Annotated in this window: 12 protein-coding genes; 1 reads left to right on the top strand and 11 read right to left on the bottom strand. The window is 43.2% G+C overall.

Features of this window, described 5'->3' with window-relative positions; genetic code table 11:
• Positions 1-45: 45 nt before the first annotated feature.
• The 11 genes from ABUE20_RS15295 to fabB form a co-directional block, all read right to left on the bottom strand.
• Positions 46-255: a cold-shock protein gene (locus ABUE20_RS15295; protein WP_408620819.1), complete on the bottom strand. Its 210-nt coding sequence runs from the start codon at positions 253-255 to the stop codon at positions 46-48.
• Between the two features lie 251 nt (positions 256-506).
• Positions 507-1,058 (bottom strand): GNAT family N-acetyltransferase, encoded by a 552-nt coding sequence (locus tag ABUE20_RS15300; RefSeq protein WP_408620820.1) that lies wholly within the window; start codon positions 1,056-1,058, stop codon positions 507-509.
• A 548-nt stretch (positions 1,059-1,606) separates the two neighbouring features.
• Positions 1,607-3,130 (bottom strand): amidophosphoribosyltransferase, encoded by a 1,524-nt coding sequence (purF, locus tag ABUE20_RS15305; RefSeq protein WP_408620821.1) that lies wholly within the window; start codon positions 3,128-3,130, stop codon positions 1,607-1,609.
• A 28-nt stretch (positions 3,131-3,158) separates the two neighbouring features.
• The gene (locus ABUE20_RS15310; protein ID WP_408620822.1) at positions 3,159-3,644 is read right to left on the bottom strand and encodes a CvpA family protein; all 486 of its coding nucleotides are present in this window, start codon (positions 3,642-3,644) and stop codon (positions 3,159-3,161) included.
• Between the two features lie 226 nt (positions 3,645-3,870).
• A complete protein-coding gene (locus ABUE20_RS15315; protein WP_408620823.1) occupies positions 3,871-4,401 on the bottom strand; it encodes an SPOR domain-containing protein in 531 nt (176 codons plus the stop codon).
• A gap of 4 nt (positions 4,402-4,405) precedes the next feature.
• Complete coding sequence (gene folC / locus ABUE20_RS15320; protein WP_408620824.1) at positions 4,406-5,665, bottom strand: bifunctional tetrahydrofolate synthase/dihydrofolate synthase; 1,260 nt, start codon at positions 5,663-5,665, stop codon at positions 4,406-4,408.
• A 3-nt stretch (positions 5,666-5,668) separates the two neighbouring features.
• Positions 5,669-6,598, bottom strand: coding sequence for an acetyl-CoA carboxylase, carboxyltransferase subunit beta (accD, locus tag ABUE20_RS15325; protein WP_408620825.1), 930 nt, complete (start codon positions 6,596-6,598; stop codon positions 5,669-5,671).
• An 88-nt stretch (positions 6,599-6,686) separates the two neighbouring features.
• Positions 6,687-7,472 carry a tRNA pseudouridine(38-40) synthase TruA gene (truA, locus tag ABUE20_RS15330; RefSeq protein ID WP_408620826.1) on the bottom strand — a complete coding sequence of 262 codons (786 nt, stop codon included), beginning with the start codon at positions 7,470-7,472 and terminating at the stop codon, positions 6,687-6,689.
• 96 nt (positions 7,473-7,568) lie between these two features.
• Positions 7,569-10,193: a FimV/HubP family polar landmark protein gene (locus tag ABUE20_RS15335; RefSeq protein WP_408620827.1), complete on the bottom strand. Its 2,625-nt coding sequence runs from the start codon at positions 10,191-10,193 to the stop codon at positions 7,569-7,571.
• A 194-nt stretch (positions 10,194-10,387) separates the two neighbouring features.
• Positions 10,388-11,350 carry an Asd/ArgC dimerization domain-containing protein gene (locus tag ABUE20_RS15340; RefSeq protein ID WP_408620828.1) on the bottom strand — a complete coding sequence of 321 codons (963 nt, stop codon included), beginning with the start codon at positions 11,348-11,350 and terminating at the stop codon, positions 10,388-10,390.
• 257 nt (positions 11,351-11,607) lie between these two features.
• On the bottom strand, positions 11,608-12,828 hold the full coding sequence (gene fabB / locus ABUE20_RS15345) for a beta-ketoacyl-ACP synthase I (protein WP_408620829.1): 1,221 nt from the start codon (positions 12,826-12,828) through the stop codon (positions 11,608-11,610).
• Between the two features lie 140 nt (positions 12,829-12,968).
• On the opposite strand from fabB, the gene mnmC reads away from it, so the two are divergent.
• Positions 12,969-14,975: a bifunctional tRNA (5-methylaminomethyl-2-thiouridine)(34)-methyltransferase MnmC2/FAD-dependent 5-carboxymethylaminomethyl-2-thiouridine(34) oxidoreductase MnmC1 gene (gene mnmC / locus ABUE20_RS15350; RefSeq protein WP_408620830.1), complete on the top strand. Its 2,007-nt coding sequence runs from the start codon at positions 12,969-12,971 to the stop codon at positions 14,973-14,975.
• Positions 14,976-15,159: the final 184 nt, after the last annotated feature.

Here is a 15,159-nt window from a genome sequence, read left to right on the forward strand (position 1 = left end):
CACAGTGACTGTGCGGCCTTTCAAAATCTGGGTTGCTAATCTGAATTACAGAGCAACGATGTTTTCAGCCTGTGGGCCTTTTTTACCCTGGGTGATAACGAACTCAACACGCTGACCTTCAGCTAATGTTTTGAAACCATCACCAACGATAGCGCTGAAATGAGCGAATACATCTGGACCGTTAGCTTGTTCGATGAAACCGAAACCTTTTGCTTCGTTAAACCATTTAACAGTACCAGTAACTGTATTAGACATAATAAATCCTACTTAAAAAATATTTCCAGGTGTTTGGAGACATTCCAAACACACTCTTAGCATGAATCAGTGAACCAAATTACTTACAACTACAGGACGAGGTCTTTTGAGGTACTTCGAAATGGTGGGTATAAATAACTTAACTTTCAAGCTAAGAAAAGTGTAGCGGATTAGCGTTGAGAAAGCAATAACTATTCGGCTAAGAATACACCTAAAAAACGTCGAATGAATCACAAAACAAATACTGATCATCACCATTTTTTTTCATATGCCAATAACCGCTCTTCCCGACCATCCCCTAAGATATCCCATCCACAAAATCCATCCAATATCTGATATCCACAGCGCTGAGCCACCCGACGACTCGGCCCATTACTGGCTGCAACTCGAATTTGAATCTGGTCGATACTCAACAAATGATGTGCATATTCACTCAGTAGATTCACCGCTTCCGTGATATAGCCACATCCTAGCGCATCATGGCTCAGCCAATATCCTAAACTAAATGGAACATTTTCACCTTTAATGAGCGAAATAGTCCCCAAAAACTGAGATGAATCTTGCGGAAACAGAATATAGCGCAATTCGTCATGAAAGTGTTCAAACTGGGATGCCGCCTCTCGCTGACTATGAATAACTTCTGACAGAGAGTAAAGATTCGTAATCCACGGCAAATAATACGTTAATCTTGCACCATCACGACAAACTGCTTCATGAATAAGCGGGGCAAATTGTTCTGACGTAGCGCGTAATTCAATGCGCCCATGAGATAAACGCCGTGCAATCAGCGTTTGATTTAGCATAACCACGTTCTTCTCTTCTTTTCCTTATGTTTTTGTGAATCATTCACCTCTATAAAACCGACCCATTGCACACATAATAGGATCGGAATATCAATCTTTGATGAACAGATGATATTCTTAATAGTGGTTCAAAAAATATTTCCCCACAAATACCAATAACAAAAACGTTAAGTAAAGCTTATCAAATTTATCTCAGCGGTATATAGCATTCGCACAGGGTCTTTTCCACGATTCTATTGTGCAATGAAGGGTTCCCCAAATAATGCCCATTTCAATAATAGGCCCATCACACATCAAAAACTCAATGAATAACCATACCGTTCAACCGATCCCCCACTCCGCATAAAAGAAGATTCAGGGATACCATTGCTCATCTTATACCCAACTTAGATTATTTAATCCACATGGCATTACACACTACCATAACTAACTTTAAACAATAAACCCCGAATAAAATCGGGGTTTATGTTTGCATCCAGTGACACGCAATACCAGCAATGACACTTCAATGGAGTCCAGTTCACAATATTAAAGAACAGCAGTCACAACTAACGTTCTTCATTATAGATTTCCAGACTGGCCACTTCTTCTTGTGCAGCAACTGCCTTACTATCGTTATTACGCAACTGTTCCAAATAATCTAAATACCGCTGATCGATATCATGGGTGACATATTGCCCTGTAAACACCGAGGTCTCAAATTCACGGATATCCGGATTACTTTCACGGCAAGCATCAACCAGATCATCAATTGACTGATAAATTAATCCATCAGCTCCAATTAATTTACAAATCTCATCAACTTCTCGACCATGCCCGATTAACTCATTAGCAGATGGCATATCAATACCATAGACATTCGGGAAGCGAATCTCAGGAGATGCTGAAGCAAAGTATACTTTTTTAGCGCCAGCTTCGCGGGCCATTTCAATGATCTGTTCAGAAGTGGTTCCCCGTACGATAGAATCATCGACCAGTAACACATTTTTCCCGCGGAACTCTACATCAATCGCATTAAGTTTCCGACGCACCGATTTACGCCGCTGAGTTTGCCCGGGCATAATGAAGGTCCGACCGATATAACGGTTTTTGACAAATCCCTGCCGATAAGGCAATCCTAGCTTCAACGCAATTTGCAGTGCAATATCACAAGAAGTTTCAGGGATTGGAATTACAACATCGATATCCAAATCATCCCATTCTCTCTGGATCTTTTCACCCAGTTTGGTTCCCATATTAACGCGGGCACCATAAACAGAGATCTTATCGATAGTCGAATCAGGCCGAGCAAAATAAACATATTCAAAAATACATGGGTGATATCCTGGATTTTCTGCACATTGAGCCGTAAATAACTGGCCGTCATCTGTGACAAAAATAGCTTCTCCGGGAGCAACATCACGAACAAACTCAAAGCCAATAGCATCTAATGCTACACTTTCTGATGCAACCATATACTCAGATTGGCCGTTATCCGCGATTCTTTTACCTAAAACTAATGGACGAATACCGTTTGGATCACGAAAAGCCAGCATGCCATGTCCAATCACCAAAGCGACAACGGCATAAGCCCCCCGGGTTTGTTGGTTCACTCGGCGAATGGCCGCAAAAAAATGTTCGGCCTGCAATTCATCGGCATGATCTAACTCATTATCAATTTCATAAGCCAATAAATTTAATAACACTTCTGAATCAGAAGTTGTATTAACATGTCGACGCGCTTTACTAAGCATTTTATCATTTAACTCTTGGGCATTAGTTAAATTACCATTGTGAGCTAACGTAATGCCATAAGGCGAGTTGACATAAAAAGGTTGTGCTTCCGCAGCACTGGAACTTCCTGCGGTTGGATAACGAACATGACCAATCCCGATGTTACCTTGCAAACGCTGCATATGACGTAACTCAAATACATCACGTACAAGCCCATTGGCTTTGCGTTGTTTAAATTTTCCATCAGTGATAGTCACAATCCCTGCTGCATCTTGACCTCGATGTTGCAAAACGGTCAGAGCGTCATAAATACTCTGGTTAACCGGGGTTGTTCCAACGATTCCGACAATACCACACATGAGCGGGCTTCCTTCTTTCTTTCGAGAATTAATGGGGGGTTAAAAAACTCGAAGAGTCTTTTAGAAACTCAAAAAACCATTGAACTATCGCCGTAAATTCGGGAACTAACTTTGAATGCTGCCACCAAGTTGTATCGACAAAAGCCGTAAAAGACAACACAAAAAGCATTGCCGCTACGACAAATACACCTCGAACACCACCGAAGCAAATACCTAACACCCGATCCGTACCCGATAGTCCAGTACTTGTTACTAAACGTGACAGAATATAGTTGCAGAGAGCTCCAATAATCAATGTCACAATAAACAGACAAAATATAGCCGCACCACTACGATAATAGGGATTTTCAATGAGAGTAAAATAGGCAGCAAGATCACTATAAAAATGACTGGCGACAAAAAACGCCGCAATCCAACTGAGTAAAGAAATAGCTTCTTTGACAAAACCTCGCACTAAACTAATCAGTGCCGATAGTGCGATAATGCCAATAATGGCGTAATCCATCCAGTTCATAGGGGTGCTTATGAAGAAAAATGCAACGCATATTAACAGAAAATTACGGCCAATGCGCTGCGTTTTTGGCCGTAATTCCAATTGAGTATGGGCTCAAATCAAGCCTTCTGAACTTGGCAGTACTTTTTGCTTAAATCGTTAGGCAACACAAACTACTCTGCGTTCAAAATGCATTAAATTTGAACAAAATTCACCCCTGAAAGAGCAATAGTTCAAATAACAATGTTTATTGATCTAACGGCTCAAATCGCCGAATTAGCCCTTTTAAGCCGGTTAATTTTTGTAATTGATTTAACTGTTTTTCCAGAGAATCCTTTGAAACTTCGGGCCCGATAAAAATACGATTCAATTCCCCATCGACAGGAATTCGGGGATAACTATGGGCCTGAAACCCAGCTTTTTGTAATTTATCAATTAACTGATTCGTTCCTTCTGAACTTTTTAGGGTAGCCAATTGAATAATCCAAGCTGAATCACTAAATGAACTAACGGGAGAAGATGGCTTCACATCTGGCTGAGTCACCGCTGTCGAATTAGTCGAAGCAACTGGAGCAGCAGGTGCAGCAGGTGCAGCAGAAGATTGACTCAAATCGATCATTAACGGTTTTTCATCTGCCGGCTCCGGAGCAAAAGGGATAGAATTGAACTGCTCTTTAACCGGCTCTTTTTTGCCATCAAATAAATCTGGTAAAATAATGACTAATAAAGCCACCACAACAATCGTACCAATAATCCGGTGTTTAAGCGGTGATAACAACTGATTACCCCCCTCGATAGGCTAAAATTGCCGCTACAGTGACAAAAGATCCAAAAACAACCACGCGATCCGCGGCTTGTGCCGTAGCCATCGCCTGCTCGTAAGCCTGCTGAATGGACTGACACCGTGTCATTGCAGCATTTTCCAGAGCTGTGGCTAATTTATCACCATTATCGCCTCGTTCACCACCCAAACCAGCGATAAACCAGTGATCAAAGCAAGGAATCAGTGAATTTACCGAATGTTGATTGTCCTTATCAGCCAACATGCCACACACTGCGATGGTGTGCGCTACTTTTGGCAAACGCGTCAATTGCTTAGCCAGATACTCTGCCGACTGAGGATTATGAGCCACATCAATAAAAACTTCCGGAGAATGTTGCAAAAGCTGCATCCGTCCTGCTAGTTGCCACTGACCGATCACCTGCTGAACCAATGTTTCTGGCAAAGAGATATCCAAATGCTCTAGTGCAGCTAACGCAGCAACGGCATTATCCACTGGAAGATGTGGGATTGGTAACTGTCGGTAAGTCACATGCGCCCCTTGATAACTCCAGCATTGATTCATTTCATCAAATAATGCGTGAACCTGATGTCCATTCGCCAATAGTTGACAACTTAATTGGTTAGCCGCTTCAATCACACTGCTGACAATTTCAGGATCGCCGGTGACCGCTCGTCCATGACGCCGAAAAATACCGGCTTTTTCTCGCCCAATCTGCATCACATCAGAACCAAGATAACTCTCATGATCCAAGGCTATAGTTGTAACAACGGCGACATCCGCATCAATGATATTCGTGGCATCAAGACGTCCCCCTAAACCCACCTCTAAAACGACATAATCCGGTGAGCTTTGACGAAACAACCAAAGCGCAACTAACGTCCCAACTTCAAAATAAGTCAGGCTAATATCCCCACGAGCTTCTTCAATAGCAGCAAAGGCATCACAAAAAGCCTGTTTTGGAGGAAGTTGATCATTGATCCGAACTCTCTCCCGATAATCAGAAATATGGGGGGAACTATAGACGCCAACCTGATATCCCTTCGCCAACAACAACTGTTCAATCAAACGACATGTCGAACCTTTACCATTGGTACCCGCGACCGTAATCACCGGCATCACCAACGAAGTTAACCCCATTTTTCGAGCAACAGCCCCCACTCGTTCTAAACCCAGATCGATGGTTGTCTGATGCTGATGTTCGAAATAACAAAGCCAGTCTTCCAGAGACCGGCTTTTAGTCATCATTGAATCTGTCATGAATTAATCAGCTTTATAATCACTATCAAATTCCATAGAAACAGCGGAAGCCGCTATCTCAACATTTTCATTGATTTCATTGACCGGAAACTGATTTAGAAGTTTTCCAATAATTGATGCCAGTCGATCTCGCATCTCTCGCCGATCAACAATCATGTCTATAGCACCGTGTTCAAGCAAAAATTCGCTACGCTGGAAACCTTCAGGTAATTTTTCCCGAACCGTTTGTTCGATAACCCGAGGACCGGCAAAACCAATTAATGCTTTAGGCTCTCCGATGTTAATATCACCCAACATAGCTAAAGAGGCTGATACACCGCCCATTGTGGGATCCGTTAAAACAGAAATATATGGCAATCCAGCTTCGCGCAATTTAGCCAAAGCGGCACTTGTTTTAGCCATTTGCATCAATGAAAACAGCGCTTCCTGCATTCGTGCGCCACCACTGGCAGAGAAACAAATCAGCGCTCGTTTTTCTGCAATGCAAGTTTCCACCGCTTTCACAAATCGGGCCCCGACCACAGAAGCCATAGAACCGCCCATAAATGAAAACTCAAAAGCACAAGAAACAACAGGCAGACCTTTTAGATGTCCTTTAAGTACAATCAAGGCATCTTTTTCACCGGTACTTTTTTGCGCAGCTAATAACCGATCTTTATATTTTTTAGAGTCTCTAAATCGTAAAATATCTTTCGGCTCTAAATTTTGTCCTAGTTCTTCGAAACCTTTATCGAGTAAACGTTCCAGCCGTTGTCTACCACCAATTCGATTATGATGATCGCATTTTGGGCAAACAAACAAATTACGCTCTAGTTCAGCTCGATATAGAATCTGATCACATGCTGAACATTTGGTCCAAACCCCTTCGGGAATATTCCGACGTCGTGAGGAGACGCTTTTACTTTTAGGAAGAATTTTCTCTAGCCAGCTCATCGGAATCCTTTAATTTTCAGTATTAATACTTTTTAAAATACACGTTTCGTTAACAAAAGTGAATTGCCATACTCTGGTACAATTCATCTTAAACCTGATAGAACAATGGTCCCGGCTCTACAACTGGGATCTCATAACGCTGCGGATAATCCACCGACACCAGATATAATCCTTGCGCTTTTGCTGTTGCAGCCGCTTTAGTTCTATCTTTAAGCGCTAATAATTCCGAAATCCATGTCGGAGGGCGATCCCCTTGCCCTACTTCAATCAACGACCCAGCAATATTACGGACCATATGATGTAAAAAAGCATTAGCTTTAATATCAATGACCACAAAATCACCTTGTCGAGTCACCATAACATGATGCACATTTCGAAATGGACTACGACTCTGACACTGTACTGCTCTAAACGATGAAAAATCCTGTTCACCCAACAAGTACTGCGCAGCCTCATGCATCCGTTTTTCATCTAAGTGCTGATGATAATGACTCACACCGTGATTTAATATAGCGCCACGATAGGGTGCATTATAAATGATATATCGGTAACGCCTCGCCTTTGCCGAAAACCGGGCATGAAAATCATCGGCTACAGATTTGGCCCACCTAACAGCAATATCCTTTGGCAAATTGGCATTCATTCCAAGTGTCCAAGCCGACATACTCCGCCCAGAATGAGTATCAAAATGAATGACCTGTCCCGTCGCATGAACACCTGCGTCTGTTCGCCCAGCACAAAAAACATCAACCGGATGATCAGCAATTTTACTTAAGGCTTGTTCAACACATTCCTGAACAGAATTAACTTCGCGCTGCCGTTGCCAACCATAATACGCGGCACCATCGTACTCTATACCTAATGCAATGCGCATACTACTCCTACCCTTTAAACCGCGGGCAATGATAAAAAAAGCGATGAGCTTTGTCACCGCCTTTTTGCTATATATTGAGATTTATTGATAAAAATATTAATTTAATTGTTCTAATAATTTTTCTGCCTCTTGCCGAATTTTATCCGGTTGAGAACCCGATAGTAATTCCCTAAGTATATCCCGAGCCCCTTCAGAATCATCAATTTCAATATAGGCTCTAGCTAAATCTAATTTTGAGGCCCCTTCTCCATCGGCATCAACGTCAACCATTTCATCGGGACTTTGATTTAATACATTGCTATATTCACCGAGTCCAACATCTAACTGAGGTTCCTGATACGGGTTAACCTCCGAAGCATCCTGATCAGCATCATTCATCAATTTTTCAATATCAACAAATTCCCGCTCATTTAACGCTTCTCGATCAGGGAGTTCCGGAAGCTCGCCATCATGACTTTCATTAAATGCCGCATCCGAAAACCCTGAGAAAATATCTTCAACGATATCATTTTCAGGATCGGTAGAGATAGACGCTGTATCCAACGATGGTTCTACATCCCTAAGTTGTTCAGCCAGACGATCAATCTCTGATTCAGGATCATCGCTAGCCTCTTCAATACCCGGGCCAACTTCCGATTCCTCAGCGAGGACTTCTTCAATACGGTCATCAGATGCAACAGTAGAAGATTCATCTTCCTGAGCTGACAGATATTCCTGCTCAAACTTAGCCAAAGAGATAGGTTCTTCAATCTCAGGTAATGGCGGCTCTTCAGGTTCATCCTCAATAGCAACATCTACAGAATTTTCTACAACATCAGATACGTCAGTTTCATCCAGCTCTTGCTGCTCAATGATGTCATCAATATCATCCAGTAATTCTTCTTCAGATAACCCTAGTGGCGCATCATCTTCCGTTGTTACATCAAATTGAGGTTCACCTAAATCAAATGTTGGTTCTCTTCGAAAAACATCCGGATTCTCTAAATCAAGATCGATATCAGATTCAGTGGAGCGAAGGGACTCCATCTCCTGATCCATCTGCTCTGCTAATTGCTCTTGTAGCACATCGGGATCATCAGATGGTTCACTCTCTACACGATTAGCATCAACCGCTCCATCAGCCTCTTCAAGCTGTGCATCTAAACGTAAATCATCATCCGGAACAGTACGGTCCGTCGCCGAAGGCTCTGCATCCGCGATACCTTCAATATCCGCAACCAGATCATCAGTAGATAAATCTTCTGGTTCTGGTTCTGGTTCTGGTTCTGGTTCTGGTTCTGGTTCTGGTTCTGGTTCTGGTTCTGGTTCTGGTTCTGAAAGATGCTGCGGTTGTTCCTCAAAATCAGGCAATGGTTCATCTAAATTAATTGATAATTCCGGCTCAAGTGGCGGAACTTCGGCCATTGGTTCTTCTGGCAACAATTCTTCATCCGTGTCAAATTCAGTACCCATTTCAGGTTCTTCATCATCTTCCTGACTGATCAACAAATCATCATCGGCATCCAGCCCATAATCATTGTCAGGGATCTCGGAAAAATCATCATCGGCCGCAGTCTCAGATGATTTAGTTAATTCAGAATTTTCCGGATCTTCAAATTCGGCCAAAGCGCTGACAGCTTCATCATCAAATGTAACTTCGCTATCGTCACCAAAAGCCGCTTCTGAAGCATCGACGGCTACAGATACTTCGGGTTCTTCAGCTCCTGAAGAATCATGCTCAATTGGATTTAGCGTTTTAAAATCTTCATCTAAACTGGATTGATTAATATCATCCGTGAAAAGGTGCGAAAATTGATCATCATCGTCATCATCTAATGCTAAAGGATCATCATCCAACTCTGCATCATGCTCGGTCTTTTTTGAACGAATTCGAAGCAACCAGACCAACACCAATAATATCAATAATACCGGGATAGATGCCGCTAAGGCGATATTCAAAGGCGAGGACAGCAGTTGATCTAACCATGAATTCTGTTGGGGCTGAGTGGTCGCCGGATTAATAATATCCAGAATTTGCTGCTGTGTTTGTCGAGTCTGACTCAGTTCATCCCGAATACTTTCCAGCTGATTGGTCAAGTCGGCAATTCGCAATTTCAAACGATGATTGACTTCTGACATTCCAATCATCTGTTCCCCGGTTTGATCCAACTGCTTGCGAAGCACATCCAACTCTTTATTTTTCATCGCTTGCAGTTCATCAATACGTTTTTCTAATGCGGCGATCCTGGCATTGTTATCTGATGAATTAGATGATGTGGCAACCGTCACATGGCTGCTTGTCGCCGGGGCGGCACTCGTTGATGTAGGATTTTGACTATTGCTCCCATTTCGAATTTCACCTAACACTAACTGCTGAGCCCGAAGAACTGGAATGGCTTGGATCTGTTCAAGGGTTGGCAGCGTCAGATAAGCACCGTTAACCAGATTATTCATATCTTTATCAACGAATGCTTGAGGGTTTGCCTGAAAAATAGCGACCATCGTCTGATAAACAGTAACGGAAGTGTTCGGACGGTGACGATTAGCGATACGCCATAGCGTATCGCTTCTGGAAATGGGTCCATATTGCCGGGATACAATTTCCCCCTGATTATTCACGACATCCTCAGGCCCGACCATTTGAATATACTCCGGATCAGCCGGAGCCGCATACAGACAGTTCGAAAAACTAATTAGTCCCCAGAAAATAAGATAAGTTAGCCGCGAACAAAATCGCTTCATAATAATTCCTTGTTCTCACCAAGCTTTGACAACAGACAACTTCCCTGCCCCTTGTATTCATCGAAAAAACGAGCCATAGGGATCATCTCATTCCAGTTTATAGAACTTCCTATCGTCCCCATATTAGTCGATACCTACTTGTCTTAATAATATTCGGCCATAAATATAAAAACTTAAACTATCTCCGCTATTGATTAAAAACTACTAATTAATTGAATAAGTTGGAGCAAATAAGGTACCTTACAAGCTCTTAGAACATCCGCTTGTATACAGCATTTTAATTCGGTATCGCGATTCGGGCTTTGTCTGATTTGACTCACAGAAATCCGAGGATGCTGATTCAAATCAGTCACCAGCGTAACGGGGTGTTCCAATTCCACATCGACTGATTCCATCTCACCGGCAATATCAATAAAATCAGCTATCGATAAATAACCAGTGCTTTCAATAGAGACTAATGCCATTTCACCATAAAATACCGGCACGGAAACACTGTGCGCACTAATCAGTGGCGTGCTTTCAGCAAAAATCAAAGGTAATTGTTGTTCCACCTGTTCAGCAACTGATGTTGCGGCGGGCGATTGAGCTAACAAATTAAAAGCGATCTGTCTGGAATAGACTTCCGGCTCTACAGGTAATCCATTTAACAAACGAGCCGTTTGCCCTGCCAGCTCATCAATCCCTAACTGCCCCTCTGTTGAAACCGACAATAAGGCACTGACATGAACCGCAGAGATTCCTATCTCGGCATCAATTCGTTTCAGCAAATCCCGAAGCATTAAGACTGTTGCACAAGGTAATTGATAAACGCCCTGAGCCCCCATCCATTCGCTATCACTTAACGAAAGGGAAGAAACAGCGCCAATGACTTCAGAATCAGTCGCATTTAAAAGCACCCCCCCTGCGGCTATAATATCGTCCGCATAAGTGGCCACTAATTCCGCTGAACACCCAACAATGACCTGACAGTCAGACCAACTCACACCCTCTGGAGATTCGATATCAAAGGAGCGCTCTGCAATAGTTAACTGATTTTCCGCATCATCCTGAAGCGTATCGAGAGCTAACACCAAATCAGCTAATGTTGAATTTTTCACTAATTGTTCAATCAATGATTTGCCCAATAACGATGATGCACCTAATACTGCTATTGCCATTGCTTTCTCTCTTATCTAATCCTGACTGTTATTGCTAATATGCATGCCAGAGTAGCTGCATTCGAAATGCTTAAGTATCACCAATATCGCACACTCTGGGCATTGAAGATAATATTTCAGTCAATCAAATTTTTGTATCATAAAACTACCCGAATATTCCGGATAGGTAATCTGTAACAGATTCATAAATAAAGCAAATAATAAAAAGGCTACTCGTTACTGAGTAGCCTATCCATCAAGAATGCCTCATACACGACCTAGTCAGTGTAACGACGAAATACCAACGTTGCATTCGTGCCACCAAAACCAAAACTGTTCGACATAACCTGATTCAGTTCCGCACTTTGTGCTTTATTCGCCACGATGTTTAGCCCTTGAGCCTGTTCATCAAGTTCATCGATATTAATCGAGGGAGATACAAAACCATTCTCGAGCATCAGTAGCGAATAAATGGCTTCATGAACACCGGCAGCCCCTAATGCATGGCCTGTTTGGGATTTAGTCGCACTAATTCTAGGCATATTTTCATCGGTAAACACCTCACGAATCGCCTGCAATTCCTTAACATCACCAACCAGAGTCGAGGTCCCATGCGTATTCAGATAATCAATTGGAGCCGTGAGTCCCGCCATAGCCTGCTTCATACAACGGACAGCGCCTTCACCGGATGGAGCAACCATATCGTAGCCATCTGATGTCGCACCATAACCGACAATCTCTGCATAGATTTTCGCACCACGAGCTAAGGCATGTTCTAATTCTTCAACGACAACAATTCCACCGCCGCCCGAGATAACGAACCCATCTCGATTCGCATCATAGGTTCGGGATGCTTTCTCAGGACAGTCATTATACTTCGTCGATAGAGCTCCCATTGCGTCGAATTCCATCGCTAGAGTCCAGTGCAACTCTTCACCGCCACCAGCAAACACGATATCTTGTTTACCGAGCTGGATTTGCTCTAGGGCATTTCCGATACAATGTGATGAGGTTGCACAAGCTGAACTCATCGAATAATTCACACCACGAATTTTAAATGGGGTTGCTAGGCAGGCTGAAGTCGTACTAGACATGGTCCGGGTAACCATATAAGGTCCCACCCGCTTCACACCTTTATTGCGAAGAATATCTGCAGCTTCTACCTGGTTTTTAGAAGAAGCCCCCCCCGATCCGACTATCAATCCGGTACGATCAGATGAGACTAACGATTCCGGCAATCCAGCATCCTCAATCGCCTGCTGCATCGCTAAATAAGAGTATGCCGCAGCATCTCCCATAAACCGAAATACTTTACGATTTATGTGCTCTGCCGGATCAATATCCAGGCTTCCCCAGACGTTACTACGTAAATTCATCTCTTCGAATTGCTCAGAATGAGTAATTCCTGACCGACCAGTTTTTAATGACTCGAGTACTTCTTCTTTATTGTTACCGATACTGGATATAATACCCACTCCGGTGATTACGGCTCTTTTCATCAGACGATCTCAATCGTTTATTACAAATATAGACACCAACAGTAATAGAATTAACTATTACCCTCGTGTTTTGTTTGGAAGATTACAGGTGAATACCGATAATTTCCAGTCAAAAGCTAGCATGAACTAAGAGGTGTTCCTTGGTAAATTCTATTCACCCAGCAGAAATCTCGTGGAACGAGCAAGGTCTGCCAGTCGCTAATCAATTTGATGACGTTTATTTTTCCAATGATGATGGCCTGGCTGAAACGCGTTACGTATTTCTTAATAAAAATGGTCTTCCTCAGCGTTGGGCGTCTGAGTCATTCACTGACTTCGTCATCGCTGAATCCGGCTTTGGCAGTGGTCTCAACTTTCTGGCTACTTGGCAAATGTTCAACCACATGCCACAAGATCAACGTCCGCAACATCTCCATTTTATCAGCTTTGAAAAATACCCTTTACATAAACAGGACCTGATCAGAACACTTGATCACTGGCCTGAACTTCACACATACGCCAAACAACTTCACCAAAAATATCCTGACATAATAACACAAGGATGTCAGCGAATAATTTTCGAAGAAGGTGAGCTAACTCTCGATTTATGGTTTGGAGACATCCATGAATCACTACAAAATATGGCTCAAACGGAAACCGGATTAGTAGATTGCTGGTTTTTAGACGGATTTGCCCCCAGTAAAAACCCGGAGATGTGGACTCAAGAACTCTTCGATCTCATGGCGAAGTTCAGTAAAAACAATGCAACATTAGCGACCTTTACCGCGGCAGGTTTTGTCAGACGAGGCTTAATTCAGGCTGGTTTTAATATTCAAAAAGCCCCAGGCTTTGGTCACAAACGAGAAATGTTACAAGGCCGAATTGAAATACCGTCCATCCAATCCACTGCAGCCCCTTGGTTTTACCGGCCCACCCCAAAATCTGATTCAGATGTTGTAATCATCGGCGCCGGATTAGCCGGAGCCAGTCTTAGCTATGCACTGAGCCTAAGAAAAATCAAACATACCATTTACGAACAAGCGGAACAATCAGCAAGCGCAGCATCGGGCAATCGCCAGGGCGCTATCTATCCGTTATTACAATCAACTCAATCACCTATCAACGACTTTTTTTGCAATGCTTTTAACTTTAATCGACGAACACTGGCCCATCTGCTCGATCAAGGTTACGCCATTCGCCATCAATGGTGTGGGGTATTACAGCTGGGGTATGATGAAAAATCAGCTCACAAGCTCAATAAACTTGAGCAAGTTCATTGGCCAGAAGCACTACTTCAACACGTAGACAGTCAGCAAGCCAGTGATATTTTAGGACAACCGGTTGAACATTCAGGTATTTTTTACCCCAATGCCGGCTGGGCCAATCCGCAAGATTTAGTCAATGCCTTGTTAACCCAATCACTTAACAGTGGCTATGCCACGGTTCATTATCAAAGCCAATTGCAGGATTGGCTCTCCGAAGATGGACAGGTAAAATTGACGATTAACGGACAACCACATGACTGCCAACAGTTAATACTGGCCAATGGTCATCAAGTGATAGATTTTTCACTCACGAGCGTTTATCCGATCACGCCAGTTCGAGGACAAGTCACCCATATACAAACAACCGCACAGACCGCCGCATTAAAAACGGTGCTCTGCTATGATGGTTACCTCACACCAGCCTGTCAACAAACCCATTGTATCGGCGCTACATACCAACGAAATCAGTTGTCTAGAGAGCTATCAGCTCAAGATACTCGGCAAAATCTTGAAGCCTTAGCGCATTGCATTCAACAGCCCTGGACCCACGATCTTCAGGTGGATCCATCCATTGGGCGAGCCGCTATCCGAGCAACCCTCAGAGATCACCTTCCCATGATGGGACCTCTGGTCCATATTCCATCATTGATACACCAATTTGCTCATATTCCACAGCCTGAATTAAAAGCGAACCTCCATCAAGTTCCTTTGGTTAAAGGGGTTTATCTATTAGCTGGATTAGGCGCGAGAGGTGTCTGTAGCGCCCCATTATTGGGCGAAATCATGGCGAGTGAAATTGCTGGAACTCCCTACCCGATCTCACAATCAACACTAGATGCCCTGCACCCAGGACGTTTCTGGATCCGACGGCTATGCCGCAATCAACCGATCACCCCGTTCTGAGCGGTCGCCGCGCCGAAACTCGTCCCGGCGACACCAACAATACTGCTTATGAAAACATGTAATCTATCAATAAAAACAGGCTATCACGCATCGCGTGGCCTGTTTTTCCCTAACCGTTAACCATTATTCTATGGCAAGGGCCTATATCGCCGTCTATGATTGAGTTTAGGAAACAACTTTATGA

Source organism: Celerinatantimonas marina, assembly GCF_046054165.1.
Classification (GTDB): domain Bacteria; phylum Pseudomonadota; class Gammaproteobacteria; order Enterobacterales; family Celerinatantimonadaceae; genus Celerinatantimonas.

Coding starts and splice junctions, on each gene's coding strand:
- ABUE20_RS15295 (WP_408620819.1), bottom strand. CDS start 255: ATGTCTAATACAGTTACTGGTACTGTTAAATGGTTTAACGAAGCAAAA.
- ABUE20_RS15300 (WP_408620820.1), bottom strand. CDS start 1,058: ATGCTAAATCAAACGCTGATTGCACGGCGTTTATCTCATGGGCGCATT.
- purF (WP_408620821.1), bottom strand. CDS start 3,130: ATGTGTGGTATTGTCGGAATCGTTGGAACAACCCCGGTTAACCAGAGT.
- ABUE20_RS15310 (WP_408620822.1), bottom strand. CDS start 3,644: ATGAACTGGATGGATTACGCCATTATTGGCATTATCGCACTATCGGCA.
- folC (WP_408620824.1), bottom strand. CDS start 5,665: ATGACAGATTCAATGATGACTAAAAGCCGGTCTCTGGAAGACTGGCTT.
- accD (WP_408620825.1), bottom strand. CDS start 6,598: ATGAGCTGGCTAGAGAAAATTCTTCCTAAAAGTAAAAGCGTCTCCTCA.
- truA (WP_408620826.1), bottom strand. CDS start 7,472: ATGCGCATTGCATTAGGTATAGAGTACGATGGTGCCGCGTATTATGGT.
- ABUE20_RS15335 (WP_408620827.1), bottom strand. CDS start 10,193: ATGAAGCGATTTTGTTCGCGGCTAACTTATCTTATTTTCTGGGGACTA.
- ABUE20_RS15340 (WP_408620828.1), bottom strand. CDS start 11,350: ATGGCAATAGCAGTATTAGGTGCATCATCGTTATTGGGCAAATCATTG.
- fabB (WP_408620829.1), bottom strand. CDS start 12,828: ATGAAAAGAGCCGTAATCACCGGAGTGGGTATTATATCCAGTATCGGT.